A 16,273-nucleotide genomic window follows, 5' to 3' on the forward strand; every position below is an offset into this window, starting at 1 on the left:
CGGTCACCGAGTACGTGGGTCAGTACCGGCACGTCAGCGCGCCGGCACGCCGGTCAACTATCCAGCTCGCTCCAGCGCGCATAGGCCGCGTCCAGCTGCGCCTGCGCCTGGCTCAGTGCGTCGGTGTGCGCGGTCATTGCCGCACTGTCGCGCTGATAGAACCCCGGGTCGTTCATCGCCTCGGTCAGCGCGGCAACCTGCTGCTCCAGCGTCTCGATCAGGGCCGGCAACTGTTCCAGCTCGCGCGTTTCCTTGTAGCCCAGCTTGCGCCTGGGTGCGGCATCCACCGGCGCCGCCGCAACCGGCGTGGTTGGCGCCGCGGTAGCAGACGCCTTGGCGACCGCCATCGCACTGGTCGCCGGCGTGCGCCGCTGCCGCAGCGAATCGCTGTAGCCACCGATGTAATCGCCGATCAGGCCATCGCCTTCCATCACCAGCGTGGAGGTCACCACGTTGTCGAGGAAGTCGCGGTCATGGCTGACCAGCAGCAAGGTGCCGCTATAGTCGCCGAGCAATTCTTCCAGCAATTCGAGCGTTTCCACGTCCAGATCGTTGGTCGGTTCGTCCATCACCAGCAGGTTGGACGGCTGTGCGAACAGCCGTGCCAGCAGCAGGCGATTGCGCTCGCCGCCGGACAGCCGCGTGATCGGCGCGCGTGCGCGCTCGGGCGTGAACAAAAAATCCTGCAGATAGGCATGCACATGCTTGCGCTTGCCGTTGATCTCCAGGAAATCGCGGCCTTCGGCCACGTTCTCGATCGCGCTCCAGTCTTCGCGCAGCGTCGAGCGGTATTGATCGAAATAGGCGATCTGCAGGTTGGTGCCGATGCGGATCTCGCCTTCCTGCGCCTGCAGATCGCCCAGCAACAGCTTGAGCAAGGTGGTCTTGCCGCTGCCGTTGGGGCCGATCAGGCCGATGCGGTCGCCGCGCTGGATGATGGTGGAAAAATCCTTGACCATGGTGCGCGCACCGAAGGCGAAGCCGACCTCCTTGGCCTCGATCACCTTCTTGCCGGACGACTCGCCCTGCGAGACTTCCATGCGCACATTGCCGGTGAGATCGCGGCGCTGCACGCGCTCGTTGCGCATCGATTCCAGGCGTCGCACACGGCCTTCGTCGCGGGTGCGACGCGCCTTGATGCCCTGGCGGATCCAGATCTCTTCCTGCGCCAGCAACTTGTCGAAGCGCGCATTTTCCTGCGCCTGTGCGTTGAGCCGCTCTTCGCGGCGCCGCTCGTAATTGGCCCAGTCGCCCGGCCAGCTGGTGACCTGGCCGCGATCGATTTCGACGATGCGGGTGGCCAGCGCTCGCAGGAAGCGGCGGTCGTGGGTGACGAACAGCACGCTGCCGCTCCAGCCCTTCAGGAAGGTTTCCAGCCAATCGATGGCTTCGATATCCAGATGGTTGGTCGGCTCGTCCAGCAGCAGCACATCCGGCGAGGACACCAGCGAGCGCGCCAGCAGCACGCGCCGCTTCATGCCGCCGGACAGCCGCGCGAACTCCGCATCGCCATCCAGTTCCAGCTTGGTCAGCGTCTCGGTGACGCGCTGGTCCAGCGCCCAGCCGTCGGCTGCATCGATCTTGGCCTGCACCTTGCCGAAGGCGTCGGCGTCGAACACCTCGGCATGGCTGAGTTGATGGAACTCGGCCAGCCAATGGCCCAGCTCGCCCAGGCCGTCGGCCACCACATCGAACACGCTGCCGCCGGTGCCCTGCGGCACCTCCTGCTCCAGCCGCGCGATGCGCACACCCTGCTGCACGCGCACTTCGCCGTCGTCGGGCTTGAGCTCGCCGGCAATGAGTTTCATCAAGGTCGATTTGCCGGCGCCGTTGCGGCCGATCAGGGCGATACGCTCGCCCGGCTCGATCGTGAGGTCGGTTTTTTCCAGCAACAAGGGGCCGCCGACGCTGTAGTCGACGCTTTGCAGAGTGATTAAAGGCATGCCGCGATTGTACGGGAATCGGGAATGGTGAATCGGGAATGGAAAGCGCCCTCGCTTTTGCGATTCCCGATTCCCGATTCACCATTCCCGATTACCGCTAAAATGCGCCATGAACGAATTTTCCGCGCTGCCGCTGTCGCCGGCCCTGGCCCCCGGCATCGACGCCCTTGGCTACACCGTGCTTACTCCCATCCAGGCGCAGAGCCTGCCGCCGATCCTGCAGGGGCTGGACGTCATTGCCCAGGCGCCGACCGGCAGCGGCAAGACCGCCGCCTTCGGGCTGGGCCTGCTGCAGAAGCTCGACCCGTCGCTGACCCGCGCGCAGGCGCTGGTGCTCTGCCCCACCCGCGAACTGGCCGACCAGGTCGGCAAGCAACTGCGCAGGCTCGCCACCGGCATCCCCAACATGAAGCTGGTGGTGCTCACCGGCGGCATGCCGCTCGGCCCGCAGCTGGCCTCGCTGGAAGCGCACGACCCGCAGGTGGTGGTCGGTACGCCCGGACGCATCCAGGAACTGGCCCGCAAGCGCGCCCTGCACCTGGGCGGCGTGCGCACGCTGGTGCTGGACGAAGCCGACCGCATGCTCGACATGGGCTTTGAAGAACCCATCCGCGAGATCGCCAGCCGCTGCGACAAGCATCGCCAGAGCCTGCTGTTTTCGGCCACCTTCCCGGACAGCATCCGCACGCTGGCACGCGAGATCCTGAAAGAGCCGGTGGAGATCACGGTGGAGGGCGCCGACAACGCGCCGGAGATCGACCAGCAGTTCTTCGAAGTCGACCCGACCTACCGGCAGAAGGCCGTCGCCGGCCTGCTGCTGCGCTTCAATCCCGAATCCAGCGTGGTGTTCTGCAATACCCGCAAGGAAGTGGACGAGGTGGCCGGCTCGCTGCAGGAGTTCGGCTTCTCCGCGCTCGCGCTGCATGGCGACATGGAACAGCGCGACCGCGACGAAGTGCTGGTGCGCTTCGTCAACCGCAGCTGCAATGTACTGGTGGCCAGCGACGTGGCCGCGCGCGGGCTGGACGTGGAAGACCTGTCGGCGGTGGTCAACTACGAGCTGCCCACCGACACCGAAACCTATCGCCATCGCATCGGCCGTACCGCGCGTGCCGGCAAGCACGGCCTGGCGCTGAGCCTGGTGGCGCCGCGTGAAGCGGCGCGTGCGCAGGCACTGGAAGCCGAACAAGGCCAGCCGTTGAAATGGTCGCGCGCGCCGTTGGCCACTGCGCGCCCGGCACAGTTGCCGCAGGCGGCAATGACCACGTTGCGCATCGATGGCGGCAAGACCGACAAACTGCGCGCCGGCGATATCCTGGGCGCACTCACCGGCGAAGCCGGGCTGTCGGGCGCGGCGATCGGCAAGATTGCGATCTACCCCACCCGCTCCTATGTCGCGATCGGGCGCGCGCAGGTCGCCAAGGCGCTGGCGCACCTGCATGCGGGCAAGATCAAGGGACGCCGTTTCCGGGTCAGCAAGCTCTGAGCAGACAGCGGCCGGTGCGATACCGGCCGCGGGCATGGCAGTGATGGCGTCGCGCGAATGCACACACGCGTGCACCCGCCGGCCATTGCCTCATGCATTCAGGACGAGCGTGGCGCGCCCATGCCCGCATCGCAGCGGACCAACCGGGCACGCAGAGGCCGACCATGAGCCGCGTATTCCGGCTCTTCCACCCGCAGGCCAACCACATGTTCAGCCTGCGTGGCCACCGCAGCGGTCTGCACGTGGTTCAAGCGGCAGCTGCGCGCGTCCAGGGACGGCACGCAGCGGACGAACGGCGCTCAATACGACAAGGTCGCCAGCAGCGGCACGTCATCGGCCCACTTCGCGCGGCCCTGCAGCGCGGTCAGCTCGACCAACACCGCAGCGCCAACGATTTCCAGCTCCAGCTGTGCGGCCAGGCCGAGCGCCGCACGCAACGTCCCGCCGGTGGCCAGCACGTCGTCGACGATCAGCACGCGCGCGCCGCGCGGCAGCGCATCCTCATGCATCTCGATACGGTCGGTGCCGTACTCCAGCGCGTATTCCTGGATCAGGGTACGTCCAGGTAGCTTGCCCGGCTTGCGCACCGGTACGAAGCCGGTCCGCAGTTCGCGCGCCAGCGCCGCACCCAGGATGAAGCCGCGCGCCTCGATGCCCAGCACCGCATCCAGCGGCGTGGTCCGCCAGGGCTGCGCCATTTCATCCAGCGCCGACGCAAAATCGGGGCCATCGGACAGCAGCGGCGTGATGTCCTTGAAGACGATGCCCGGCTTGGGGAAATCGGCGATATCGCGGATCCGCTCCGACCAGTGGTTGGGGCCGGATGGATGGGTGCCGGCGCAGCGGCTGCAATCTGTCATGGTGGGGGCGGCAATGTGGCCAGTGGGGTGCGGCCTATTCTAGGCTGCGCGCGACCTTGACGCTGCGTTTACGGCATACGTGCGTCTGAGCCGGTCAGGAACTGCACGACAGCATCGAACATCCGGCACGGTCGCGCGCCCAGTTCGGGCGTCGCGCGGCAAACGCCTCGCGGCCCGGCTGGTCGTCATACGGCCGCCGCATCACGTCCAGCAGTGCCTGCACACCGGACGCATCGCCCTGCTCGGCCTTGTCGATCGCCTGCTGTGCCAGGTAGTTGCGCAGCACATAGCGCGGGTTGGCCAAGCGCATGCGGGTGCGCCGTTGCTCGGGCGGCAACGTGTCCTGCTTCAGGCGCGCGGCATAGCGCTGCAACCACTCGTGTAGCTGCGGCGCATCGGCCAGGCGCTTGTCTTCGTCGTAGAACGCGTCACGCAGCAGGCCCGGATCCGGTTGCTCGGCGGAAAAGTCGATCAGCGCGCGGAAGGTCAGTGTCATGTCCATTTCCGACTCGCGCATCAGCGCGCGCAGTGCATCGATCAACTGCAGGTCTTCGTCGCGGCACTCCGCCAAACCCAGCTTGGCGGCGGTATCGGTGCGATCGCAGGCCAGATAGGTGTCGCGGAACCGGTCCAGCCCCTGCTGCAGCGGCGCGGCGTCGGCGAACAGTGGCGCCAGCGCCTGCGCCAGGCGGCCAAGATTCCAGTAGGCCACCTGCGGCTGGGTACCGAAGCGGTAACGCCTGCCCTGCGCGTCGGTGGTGTTGGGCGTCCAGTCCGGGTCGTAGTCGTCCACCCAGCCATACGGGCCGTAATCGATGGTCAACCCCAGGATCGACATGTTGTCGGTATTCATCACCCCATGCACGAACCCCACCCGCATCCAGTGCGCCACCATCACCGCAGTGCGTTCGCAGACCTGTGCAAACCAGTCGGCGTACAGGGCCTCGCCGGTACCGGAAAGCTGCGCAAAATCGCGGGCGATGGTGAACTCCACCCACTGCCGCAACAGCGCGATGTCGCCCCGCGCACTCGGCAATTCGAAATTGCCGAAGCGGACGAACGACGGCGCCACGCGGCAGACAATCGCGCCCGGCTCGCGCTGCGGCCGGCCGTCGTAGAACATGTCGCGCACCACCGCATCGCCCGTGGTCACCAGGCTCAGTGCGCGCGTGGTCGGCACACCCAGGTGGTGCATGGCCTCGCTGCACAGGAATTCGCGGATCGACGAGCGCAGCACGGCGCGGCCGTCGGCACCGCGCGAATACGGGGTCGGGCCGGCACCCTTGAGTTGCAGTTCATAGCGGCCCCCATCGACGCCGATCGCCTCGCCCAGCGAAATCGCCCGGCCGTCGCCCAGCTGCCCGGCCCAGTGTCCGAACTGGTGCCCGCCGTAGTTGACCGCCCAGGGCTGCATGCCCGGATACAGCGCATTGCCACCAAAGACCTCGGCAAAGCGCGCGCTGGCGAGCTCGGCCCCGTCCATTCCCAGCAGCTGCGCCACGTCCGGCGAGTAGGCAACCAGGCGCGGGGCGGCGACCGGGGTGGGCAGGACCGACGACCAGGCCGCGCTCACCTCGCGGCGGCGCACGCCCTGTTCCGGGTCACCGGGCAACTGCTGGCGCAGGCGGTTATCAAAGTGCAATCGTGTCATGGCGCCAAGCCTAGGCCACCGACGGTGAACTCGGCATGGGCCGCGCCGCATCCGGCGCCGCGCGCGCACCGTATCTTCACTTCGCATTCCAATACCAAGCGAGCTCTTCGTGCACATGCCAGCGACGCCTGATCGCCGCTAATACGCCTCCACCGTTGCCTGCCCGGGCGATATGCGGCGCCGCCCCCACCGTCGTGGCACAGCATTAACGCATGCCGCGACACCCGCTGGCCCCCTCTCCTGACTGATCATCGACATCGCCCATGCCTGTTCGCCCCTCCCGTTGGATCCGCCCCGCCCTGTTACTGCTCGGCTCGCTGACGATGACCGCCTGCAGCAGCGTGTTCTTCGGCGGCATCAACGCCGCCTCCAACCGTGACGGCGTCATCGAGCATCACGATCAGGTCTTCGATCCGGCACACGGCCTGGCGCTGGACGTCTATCAGCCGCGCGGCGTGGTCGACGCACCGGTGGTGGTGTTCTTCTACGGCGGCACATGGAAGCGCGGCAAGCGCGCGAACTACCGCTGGATGGGCCGCGCCCTGGCACGTCAGGGCGTGGTGGCCATGGTCGCCGACTACCGCAAGTACCCGCAGGTGGGCCTGCAAGGCTTCATGACGGATGCGGCCAGCGCCACCGCGTGGGGCCTGCAGCATGCGCATGACTATGGCGGCGACCCCAAGCGGCTGGCGGTCATGGGGCATTCGGCCGGTGCGCATATCGCGGGCCTGCTGGCCACCGATCGCAGCTGGCTGCAGGCGCAAGGCCTGCAGCCGCAGCAGCTGTGCGGCTTCGTCGGTTTGGCGGGCCCCTACGATTTCCTCCCCATGACCGACCCCGAGCTGGTCGAGATCTTCGGTACATCGGCCACTGACCAAGCCAGGTCGCAGCCGGTCCTGTTCGTCGACGGCGATGAGCCGCCCATGCTGCTGCTGCATGGTGACGCCGACCACGTGGTCGAGCCACAGAACAGCCTCTCGTTGGCGTCGGCCATGCGCCGCAAGGGCGAAGACGTGCAGGTCAAGCAGTATCCGCACGTCGGTCATATGGGCCTGGTACTGGCTTTCCGCAAACCGCTGACCCGCTCGCCGGAGCTGCGCGACACCCTGCAGTTCCTGCGGCAGTGCAAGGCGCCCTGAGCCGGACGCAGCCTGCCGGAGAAGGACGGCCGGGCACCTCGACGGTCACAATGGACGAGACCGCCGGCGTGGCGTCATCGCCCACGCCGGCACACCACGATCAGGTGTTGCGGCTGCGGCCCATCAGCTCGTAAGGGCCTCCCTTCTTGAGCGCTGCCTGATACGCGGGGCGCGCTTCGATCCGCTGCAGGAACGCGGCCAGGCGCGGGTAATGCTCCAGCCCGCCACCACGCGCCGCCGCGGCCTGCACCGGGAAACTCATCTGGATGTCGGCAGCGGTGAAGCGCTCCCCCGCGAACCAGGCGTTGGCCTGCAGCGACTGCTCCATCCAGTCCATGTGCAGTTTGACCTGCGGGCCGACAAAGCCCGACATCGCCTTGTCCACGATCGCGCGGGCGACCGGTTTGGCGAAGAACGGCATCGGCGCGCTGCGAATCCGGCCGAAGATCAGCGTCATGAGCAGCGGCGGCATGGCCGAGCCTTCGGCGTAGTGCATCCAGTAACGGAACTGCTGCCGCTCGGGTGAGTCGATCGGCCGCGGCGGCGGCGACAAGGCGCATTCGGTGTCGTAGCGCTCGGTGAGATAGTCCAGGATCGCACCGGATTCAGCGATGGTCAGCTCGCCATCCACGATCACTGGCGATTTGCCCAGCGGGTGGATCGCCCGCAGCGCCGCCGGTGCCAGCATGGTCTTGGGGTCGCGCTCGTGCCGCACGATCTGGTACGGCAGCGCCAGTTCTTCCAGCAACCACAGCACACGCTGCGACCGGGAGTTGTTGAGATGGTGAACGGTGATCATGAAGGCATCCGCAGGCGGAAAGCCCCATCGTAACCAGCGCCGCGTCGTTGCCGCGCGCAAAGCCCGTGGTTCTGTTCACTGCCAGCGGTTGGCGCGCGTATCGTCCAGCTGGATGGATGCAACGCGACAGGGAGCAGACAGCGATGCACGCCGTCGGCCGATTTGTCGACAGGGGATAACGAGGTCGACCAAGGACAGCCTGCCACCCATCGCCTGGTGCTGGTCGCCCATAGGACACCGGCAGCTGCCAAGGACAAGGGAAGGCCGCCACTTGATGCACGGACCTGTTCGGCCTGGCCGACGCACGGCCAATAAAAAACGCCGGCCGCTTGCGCGACCGGCGTTTTTGGCAACCTTACGGTTGCAGACGGATTAGACCGCCTGCACCTGGTCAGCCTGCATGCCCTTCTGGCCCTGCACGGCGACGAAGGTGACCTTCTGGCCTTCCTGCAGCGACTTGAAGCCGGTGCCCTGGATGGCACGGAAGTGCACGAACAGGTCCGGGCCGCTTTCCGGGGTGATGAAGCCGAAGCCCTTGGCATCGTTGAACCACTTCACGGTACCGCTCTGACGATCTGACATTTACAAACTCCTGAACTATAGATGGATAAATCGCAGCGTCCGAAAAGCCGGAGCTGAGACTGAGTTGCAGGCGTTGGTAAAGCGGAACGATGAAGCGAGATCTGTAACGATCCGGCTGCACCAGGCCACGATTCACGGTGACCCTTGCAAACACAGTGCGTGCACAGTACTCGTGTTTTCGGCAAAAAGCGACACCTGGCGTCAAATCTTTTGCAGTCAGGCCAAATCCCACCGTCTGTCAGGCACTTCCCCATCCACACTCTACCGATGAAGACACCCCAAGCCCCCCTCCGCGCGCAGATCTGGGTCGACGCCGACGCCTGCCCGGCGGTGATCCGCGACATCCTGTTCCGCGCTGCCGCACGCACCGGCGTCGCGGTCACCCTGGTCGCCAACCATTACCTGAGCACGCCCACCCTGCCCCACGTCCGGGCCCTGCAGGTTCCGGGCGGGCCGGATGCGGCCGACGATGCCATCGCCGAGCGCGTCGCTGCCGGCGACCTGGTGGTCACCCAGGACATCCCGTTGGCGGCACGCGCACTGGAAGCCGGCGCTACGGCAGTGGGCCTGCGCGGCGAGGCGTTCACCAGCAACACCATCAAGGAGCGCCTGTCGGTGCGTGGCTTCATGGAGGAGCTGCGTGGTGCCGGCATTGCGACCGGCGGGCCGCCGGCGTTGCATGCGCGCGATCGGCAGGCGTTTGCCGCGCAGCTGGATCGCTGGCTGGCCGCGCAACCGCGCAGCCCGGCGTAACGCGCCACGTCCGGGGTGGGCGCGTATCATGGGCGCCCTTTGCAATCGGCATCCTGATGGCCCTCACCGCCACCGTCCGCAGGGCGGAACTTCAGATCAGCGACATGGACCGCGGCTACTACGCCAACCATTCGCTGACCCTGGCCCAGCATCCTTCCGAAACCGACGAGCGCCTGATGGTGCGTTTGCTGGCATTTGCCCTGTTTGCCGACGACCGGCTGGAATTCGGCCGCGGCCTCAGCAACGACGACGAACCGGACCTGTGGCGACGCGACTACACCGGCGACCCCGACCTGTGGATCGACCTCGGCCAGCCCGATGAGAGCCGCGTGCGCAAGGCCTGCAACCGCTCGCGCGAGGTGGTGGTGATCGGCTACGGCGGCCAGGCCACCGAAACCTGGTGGAAGAAACACGCCAACGCCATGGGCCGGCATCGCAACCTGCGCGTGATCGAGCTCGACGCGCAGTCCACCGAGGCCCTGGGCGCGCTGATCCAGCGCGGCATGCGCTTTGACGTGATCATCCAGGACGGCGAGGTGCAGATGCTGGCCGACCACGGCAGCGTCACCCTGACCCCGATGGTGCGGCAAGCCCCGGCCGAATGAGCATGCGGTGCGACGTGCTGGTCATCGGTGCCGGCGCTGCCGGGCTGATGAGCGCTTTCACTGCCGGCCGGCGCGGCCGCCAGGTGCTGGTGATCGACCATGCCAACAAGGTCGGCAAGAAGATCCTGATGTCCGGCGGCGGGCGCTGCAATTTCACCAATACCGGTACGGCGCCCGGCAATTTCATTTCGGCCAATCGGCACTTCTGCAAATCTGCGTTGGCGCGCTATCGCCCGGCAGATTTCGTGGACATGGTCGAACGCCATGGCATTGCCTATCACGAGAAAGAGCTGGGCCAGTTGTTCTGCGACATCTCCTCCAAGCAGATCGTGCGCATGCTGCTGGACGAGTGCGAGGCGGCCGGCGTGCAGATCCGCACCCAGTGCGAGGTGCTGTCGGTCCAGCGCGGCAGCGACGGCTTCGAGGTGCAGACCAGCCAGGGACGCGTGCAGGCGCAATCGTTGATCGTGGCCACCGGCGGGCTGTCGATTCCGAGCATGGGCGCCAGCGGATTCGGCTATGCGCTGGCCCAGCAGTTCGGCCACACGCTGCTGCCGACACGGGCCGGGCTGGTGCCGCTGACCCTGAGCGGCAAGCACCAGGAACGCCTGCACGACCTGTCCGGGCTGGCGTTGCCGGTGGAGGCGCATTGCAACGGGGCCAGCTTCCGCAACTTCATGCTGCTGACCCATCGCGGCGTGAGCGGGCCGGCGATCCTGCAGATCTCGTCCTATTGGCAGCCGGGCGACGAGCTGCGCCTGGACCTGCTGCCAGGCCATGACGCCGGCGCCTGGCTGCGCGAGCAGAAGCAACAGCGCGGCGCCACCGAATTGCGCAACGTGCTGGCAGAAGTGTTGCCGAAACGGTTCGCGCAGCGCCTGTGCGAGGTGTGGTTGCCGGACAGGCCGGTCCGTCAGCTGGATCCGCCGCAGCTGCAGGGCGCTGCCGACCTGCTCGGCGCCTTCCCGCTGATCGCCAGCGGAACAGAAGGCTACCGGACCGCTGAAGTAACGCTCGGCGGGGTCGATACCCACCAGGTCTCCAGCAGCACGCTGGAGTCGCGACTGGTGCCCGGCCTGTACTTCGTTGGCGAAGTCCTGGACGTCACCGGCTGGCTGGGCGGCTACAACTTCCAGTGGGCATGGGCGTCCGGCCATGCCGCCGGCAGCGTCGCATAGGGCGACCGGCACGTCGTGCCGGTGGTGACCGATCGGGTGGTCGGTGACACGCAGGCCGTTGTGGAGCAATGCAGCGATCAGCAACCGAGTGCGGTGCGCCGGCCCTCCGGAAGGACACTGGCACGCGCAATCAGTGCGCTACGTCTCACACTAGATGCGGCATGCTCCACATACATGGACGTGCCAGACCCCTTCGTGTATTAAAGCCCGTCTCCAGGGAGCCGCGCATGCAAAAAGGCAAAGATCTCACCCTCCGCCTGATGATCGTCGATGACAGCGTGGAGAGCGCCGAGACCATCGTCACCGCGTTGCGTAATGGCGGCATTGCAGTGCGCCCGTCGCGACCGCAAACCCAGGAGGAACTGGCCAGCATGCTGTCGGGCCAGATCGATCTGGCCCTGCAGGGGCAGGCGCAACAGGTGCCGATGAGCGCGCTGCAGGCGCAGATCGCCGGCAGCGGCAAGGACATTCCGATCATCCTGCTGACCGATCGGATCGAAGAGAACGCCCTGGTCGAGGCCGCTTCGCACGGCGTGCGCGCGATTGCGCTGCGCCAGCGTCCCGAACACCTGCTGGCGTTGGTGCGCGCGGAGTGGGATGACCTGCAGGCACGCCGCGGGCTGCGCCGCATCGAGGCGCAGATGCGCGAAACCGAGCGCCGTTGCGATGCGTTGATCGCCTCCTCGCGCGACCCCATCGCCTACGTGCACGAAGGCATGCATATCCGCGCCAACGAGGCGTATCTGGAAATGTTCGGCTTCGAGTCGTTCGAGGATGTCGAAGGCGTCTCGCTGCTGGACATGATCGCCGCGCAGTACGTGGACGACTTCAAGCAGTTGCTCAAGGCGATGGCCAAGGGCGAACCGCCGCCGGCGCAGTACAAGGTGGACGCACGCCGGCTGGAAGGCGACACCTTCCCGGCGACGATGGAGTTCGCCACCGCCACCTATGAAGGCGAGCCGTGCATCCAGGTGGTGTTCCGGCGCCGCGAGGAATTCGATCCTGAACTGGCACGCGAGGTCGAGGACCTGCGCCAGCGCGACCAGGTCACCGGCCTGCTCAACCGCCCCACCTTCATGGTGGCGCTGGAACAGGCCGTGGCACAGGCCGGTCGTAGCGAAGGCCAGTCCGGCTTCCTGTTGATCGAGCCGGATCATTACGCGCGCATCCTGCCGGAAATCGGCCTGGATTCGGCCGATGCCTTGATCGCCGCCATGGCCGCGCACGTGGCCGGCGTGGTGGACGACAGCGTGGTGGCCGCACGTTTCGGCGAGCACAGTTTTGCCCTGCTGATGGACGGCAACTACGCCCGCACCCATGCGGTTGCCGAAGCCGTGCGCGATGCGTTTGCGCAGCATGTCTTCAGCGTGGGCTCGCGCTCGGCCACGGTCACGGTCAGCATCGGCGGCGTGCAGATCGGCGAAAAGATCGCCAGCATCGGCCAGGTGCTCAATCGCGGTACCGAAGCCGTGCGCACCACGGCCGAGCTCGGTGGAAATGCGGCAAGCATCTACGACCCCGCCGCCTCCGACCGCGCCGAGGAAGAACGCATCGAACGCTGGGTCGAGCAGCTGCGCGAGGCGCTGGTGGGCGATGGCTTCCTGCTGCATTACCAGCCGGTGCTCAATCTGCAGGGCGAGCCGCTGGAGCTGTACCAGGCCTTCCTGCGGCTGGAGCGCAATGGCGAGATGATGTCGCCGAACGCCTTCATGGCGATCGCCGAAGAGCACGACCTGATCACCGAAATCGATCGCTGGGTGGTCGCGCGTGCGATCCGGCAACTGGGCGAACGGCAACGCGCCGGGCACAAGACGCATCTGCTGGTCCGGATCGGGCCGAACTCGTTCTCGGACCCGCAGATGGTCGACATCATCCGCGAACAGCTGGCGGTCTATGGCGTGCCCGGCGAACGGCTGTGGCTGCAGACGCCAGAATCGAAGGTATTCACCCATCTGCGCAATGCCCAACAGTTTCTGGCGGCGGTGTCGGCCATGGGCTGCAAGGTCGGGCTGGAGCAGTTCGGCTCGGGCCTGGATTCGTTCCAGCTGCTGGCGCACTTCCAGCCGGCCTTCCTCAAGCTGGATCGCGGCATCACCAGCGACGTCGCCTCGGCGCGCGACAGCCAGGAAAAGATTCGCGAGATCACCTCGCGCGCGCAGCCGGCCGGCATCCTGACCGTGGCCGAGTTCGTGGCCGATGCGCAATCGATGAGCAGCTTCTTCAGTGCCGGCGTGGACTACGTGCAGGGCGACTTCGTGGCACCGACCGGGCCGCTGATGAACTACGAGTTCGGCTGAGCCAACCGAAAGCCGGCAACGCAGCACACCGAGGCCCGCAATGCGCGGGCCTTTTGTTGTCTTTGGCAATGATCCCGAGCGGGTCGCTGGCTGGCCGGGCCATGCAGCGGACCGCTTCGGTGAGCATGGAGATTGGCGCTACCGCTCCAGCATCGGAGCCAATCCCGGCTGCAGCGCCTTCCACATAGCTCAGCGCCCGCCGCGATCCCGGTACCGCTCTTACATCGCCGTGCCATTGGCCACCCGCAGCGCGGCGATACGCTCGCTCAGCGGCGGGTGGCTCAGGAACAGACGACGCAACCCATCGCCCACGCCTCCGGAAATCCCGAAGGCCTGCACCTGCGAGGGCAAGGTGTTCTGGCCGTGGTTGAGCGACAGGCGCTCCAGTGCGGCAATCATCTTGCTGCGCCCGGCCAGATGCGCACCACCGGCGTCGGCGCGGAATTCGCGGCGCCGCGAGAACCACATCGCGATCATGGTCGCGAACAGGCCGAAAACCATCTCCAGCGCGAACACGATGATGTAGTACGCAAAGCCTCGACCACCCTCGCGGTTGCCCGACATCGCGCTGTCGATGATGCCGCCGACGACGCGTGCCAGCACGATCACGAAAGTATTCAACACGCCCTGCAGTAGCGCCATGGTCACCATGTCGCCGTTGGCGACGTGCGCGATCTCATGGCCCAGCACCGCTTCGGCCTCGTCCTGGCTCATGTTCTGCAGCAGGCCCGTGGACACGGCCACCAGGGCATTGTTGCGGTTGGCGCCGGTGGCGAAGGCATTGATTTCCGGTCCGTCGTAGACCGCCACTTCCGGCATGCCGATGCCGGCGGCCTGCGCCTGACGCCGCACCGTCTCCAGCAACCAGCGCTCGGTCGGCGTGCGCGCTTCGGTGATCACCTGCGCACCGGTGCTGCGCTTGGCCATGAACTTGGACAGCAGCAACGAAATGAACGAGCCACCGAAACCGAAGACGGCAGCCATCACCAACAATCCACTCATTTGCGCGGGATTGACGCCCAGCACCGACATGACGATGCCGGCGAGCATCAGCACCGCAAAGTTGGTCAGCAGGAACAGGAAAATGCGGTTGAACATGGCGCGGTGGCTCCACTCATGCGGGGTGAACTGCTGCGGATCTGCGGACGCTGCGGCTTGAAATCAAGCAAGCTCCTGACCGACGATTCAGCCTCCCATGCCCCCACTTCCCTATCGCGGCCGTTTTGCGCCCTCCCCGACCGGCCCGCTGCATTTCGGCTCCCTGCTGGCGGCCTTCGGCAGCTGGCTGCTTGCCCGCCATGCCGGCGGCCAGTGGTGCGTGCGCATCGAGGACATCGACCCGCCGCGCGCCGAGCCGGGCGCGTCAGAGCGGCAATTGCGCACGTTGAGCGCCTTCGGCCTGGTGTCGGACCTGCCGGTGATCCGGCAGTCCGCGCGCGATGCACACTACGCCGCTGCACTGAGCGCGCTGATGCAGGCCGGGCTGGCCTTCGAGTGCAGCTGCAGCCGCGCCGATTTGGCCGCCATGGGCGGTCTCCACCACGCATGCGTCGCCCCGCTGGGCGCGCGCCGCGCGGTGCGTCTGCGGGTGCCGGCGCAGCCGCCGGTCGGCTTCGACGACGGACTGCAGGGCCGCGTGGTGCAGGACGTCTATGCCGAAGTCGGCGATGTGGTGCTGCGCCGCGCCGATGGCTATTGGGCCTACCAGTTGGCCGTAGTGGTGGACGACGCCGCGCAGGCCGTGACCGACGTCGTGCGCGGCGCCGACCTGCTCGATTCCACTCCACGCCAGATCCTGCTGCAGCGCGCCCTGGGCCTGCCGCAACCGCGCTACCTGCATCTGCCGCTGATCCTGGACGCCGACGGCCACAAGCTGTCCAAATCGCACGCCGCGCCCGCACTGGACGACACCGACCCGCTGCCGGCACTGCATGCGGCCTGGCGCGCGCTGGGCCAGCTGCCGGCCGCGCTGCCGCAGCACGGCAGCGTCGCCACGGTGCTGCAGCATGCCGTGCAGCATTTTTCGCCGGGACGACTGCCGCAGAGCGCAACCCTGGGCACCGATGGGCGCGCATCGCAGCCCGCGCGTGACTAGAATTGCGACCCAGCACCGGCACCGGGCACCTGCGCCCTGATCGCCTCGGCCTCACCTGCTCATTGGAGTCGTCATGACATCTCGCGTCGCATTGGTCACCGGCGGCACCGGCGGTATCGGTACCGCCATCTGCAAGCGCCTGGCCGACCAGGGTCACCGGGTCGCCAGCAACTTCCGTAACGAGGACAAGGCGCGCGACTGGCACCAACGCATGCAGGCGCAGGGCTACGAGGTGGCCTTGTTCCGCGGCGACGTCGCCTCGTCCGAACATGCACGCGCGCTGGTCGAAGACGTCGAAGCGTCACTGGGCCCCATAGAGGTGCTGGTCAACAACGCCGGCATCACCCGCGATACCACCTTCCACCGCATGACCGCCGAACAGTGGCACGACGTCATCAACACCAACCTCAATTCGGTGTTCAACGTCACCCGCCCGGTGATCGAAGGCATGCGCAAGCGGGGCTGGGGCCGGGTGATCCAGATCAGCTCCATCAATGGTCTCAAGGGCCAGTACGGCCAGGCCAACTACGCCGCGGCCAAGGCTGGCATGCATGGCTTCACCATTTCGCTGGCGCGCGAGAACGCCGCTTTCGGGGTGACCGTCAACACGGTCTCGCCCGGCTATGTGGCCACCGACATGGTGATGGCGGTTCCGGAGGAAGTGCGCGCCAAGATCGTGGCCGATATCCCCACCGGCCGGCTGGGGCGCCCGGAAGAGATTGCCTACGCAGTGGCGTTCCTGGTGGCCGAAGAGGCTGCCTGGATCACCGGGTCCAATCTGGACATCAACGGCGGCCACCACATGGGCTGGTAACGTTTGCTGCAACTTTGCGGTGCAGCATGGATTTACCTCAAAAACCATGCTGCGCAACATTTTTAATGTGT

The 16,273-nt window shown here is 66.7% G+C and carries 14 protein-coding genes; 8 read left to right on the top strand and 6 right to left on the bottom strand.

What is annotated here, in order from left to right; all coding sequences use genetic code 11:
• Positions 1–53: 53 nt before the first annotated feature.
• Positions 54–1,943 (bottom strand): ATP-binding cassette domain-containing protein, encoded by a 1,890-nt coding sequence (locus ACCQ12_RS11250; protein ID WP_372381731.1) that lies wholly within the window; start codon positions 1,941–1,943, stop codon positions 54–56.
• Positions 1,944–2,052: 109 nt separating this feature from the next.
• On the opposite strand from ACCQ12_RS11250, the gene dbpA reads away from it, so the two are divergent.
• Positions 2,053–3,429, top strand: a complete 1,377-nt coding sequence (dbpA, locus tag ACCQ12_RS11255) for an ATP-dependent RNA helicase DbpA (RefSeq protein ID WP_372381732.1) — start codon at positions 2,053–2,055, stop codon at positions 3,427–3,429.
• A 299-nt stretch (positions 3,430–3,728) separates the two neighbouring features.
• Here dbpA and ACCQ12_RS11260 read toward each other — a convergent pair whose 3' ends face one another.
• The gene (locus ACCQ12_RS11260; RefSeq protein ID WP_047697819.1) at positions 3,729–4,289 is read right to left on the bottom strand and encodes an adenine phosphoribosyltransferase; all 561 of its coding nucleotides are present in this window, start codon (positions 4,287–4,289) and stop codon (positions 3,729–3,731) included.
• A 94-nt stretch (positions 4,290–4,383) separates the two neighbouring features.
• Complete coding sequence (locus ACCQ12_RS11265; protein ID WP_372381733.1) at positions 4,384–5,940, bottom strand: protein adenylyltransferase SelO; 1,557 nt, start codon at positions 5,938–5,940, stop codon at positions 4,384–4,386.
• A gap of 263 nt (positions 5,941–6,203) precedes the next feature.
• Here ACCQ12_RS11265 and ACCQ12_RS11270 point away from each other — a divergent pair, with 263 nt between their 5' ends.
• Positions 6,204–7,079 carry an alpha/beta hydrolase gene (locus ACCQ12_RS11270; RefSeq protein WP_372381734.1) on the top strand — a complete coding sequence of 292 codons (876 nt, stop codon included), beginning with the start codon at positions 6,204–6,206 and terminating at the stop codon, positions 7,077–7,079.
• Positions 7,080–7,179: 100 nt separating this feature from the next.
• On the opposite strand, the gene ACCQ12_RS11275 is transcribed toward ACCQ12_RS11270, so the two are convergent.
• Together ACCQ12_RS11275 and ACCQ12_RS11280 are read right to left on the bottom strand one after the other, a co-directional pair.
• Positions 7,180–7,878 (bottom strand): glutathione S-transferase, encoded by a 699-nt coding sequence (locus ACCQ12_RS11275; RefSeq protein WP_047697813.1) that lies wholly within the window; start codon positions 7,876–7,878, stop codon positions 7,180–7,182.
• A gap of 372 nt (positions 7,879–8,250) precedes the next feature.
• Positions 8,251–8,460, bottom strand: coding sequence for a cold-shock protein (locus ACCQ12_RS11280; RefSeq protein WP_006451993.1), 210 nt, complete (start codon positions 8,458–8,460; stop codon positions 8,251–8,253).
• Positions 8,461–8,727: 267 nt separating this feature from the next.
• Here ACCQ12_RS11280 and ACCQ12_RS11285 point away from each other — a divergent pair, with 267 nt between their 5' ends.
• The 4 genes from ACCQ12_RS11285 to ACCQ12_RS11300 all read left to right on the top strand — a co-directional run bounded on the left by ACCQ12_RS11285 (position 8,728) and on the right by ACCQ12_RS11300 (position 13,293).
• Positions 8,728–9,213, top strand: a complete 486-nt coding sequence (locus ACCQ12_RS11285; protein ID WP_047697810.1) for a YaiI/YqxD family protein — start codon at positions 8,728–8,730, stop codon at positions 9,211–9,213.
• A 56-nt stretch (positions 9,214–9,269) separates the two neighbouring features.
• Positions 9,270–9,818, top strand: a complete 549-nt coding sequence (locus ACCQ12_RS11290; RefSeq protein WP_039407675.1) for a YaeQ family protein — start codon at positions 9,270–9,272, stop codon at positions 9,816–9,818.
• A complete protein-coding gene (locus tag ACCQ12_RS11295; protein ID WP_372381735.1) occupies positions 9,815–10,996 on the top strand; it encodes a BaiN/RdsA family NAD(P)/FAD-dependent oxidoreductase in 1,182 nt (393 codons plus the stop codon). The genes ACCQ12_RS11290 and ACCQ12_RS11295 overlap by 4 nt, the downstream gene beginning before the upstream one ends.
• Before the next feature lie 227 nt (positions 10,997–11,223).
• The gene (locus tag ACCQ12_RS11300; RefSeq protein ID WP_372381736.1) at positions 11,224–13,293 is read left to right on the top strand and encodes a GGDEF/EAL domain-containing response regulator; all 2,070 of its coding nucleotides are present in this window, start codon (positions 11,224–11,226) and stop codon (positions 13,291–13,293) included.
• Between the two features lie 219 nt (positions 13,294–13,512).
• On the opposite strand, the gene htpX is transcribed toward ACCQ12_RS11300, so the two are convergent.
• Positions 13,513–14,391 (bottom strand): protease HtpX, encoded by an 879-nt coding sequence (gene htpX / locus ACCQ12_RS11305; protein WP_179456010.1) that lies wholly within the window; start codon positions 14,389–14,391, stop codon positions 13,513–13,515.
• Between the two features lie 97 nt (positions 14,392–14,488).
• Between htpX and gluQRS the strand changes: the two genes are divergently transcribed.
• Both gluQRS and ACCQ12_RS11315 read left to right on the top strand, forming a co-directional pair.
• On the top strand, positions 14,489–15,388 hold the full coding sequence (gene gluQRS, locus ACCQ12_RS11310) for a tRNA glutamyl-Q(34) synthetase GluQRS (protein ID WP_372381737.1): 900 nt from the start codon (positions 14,489–14,491) through the stop codon (positions 15,386–15,388).
• Positions 15,389–15,461: 73 nt separating this feature from the next.
• A complete protein-coding gene (locus tag ACCQ12_RS11315; protein WP_372381738.1) occupies positions 15,462–16,202 on the top strand; it encodes a beta-ketoacyl-ACP reductase in 741 nt (246 codons plus the stop codon).
• The last annotated feature ends 71 nt before the right edge of the window (positions 16,203–16,273 follow it).

It is taken from the genome of Xanthomonas sp. NCPPB 1068, from assembly GCF_041479385.2.
Taxonomy (GTDB): domain Bacteria; phylum Pseudomonadota; class Gammaproteobacteria; order Xanthomonadales; family Xanthomonadaceae; genus Xanthomonas; species Xanthomonas cannabis.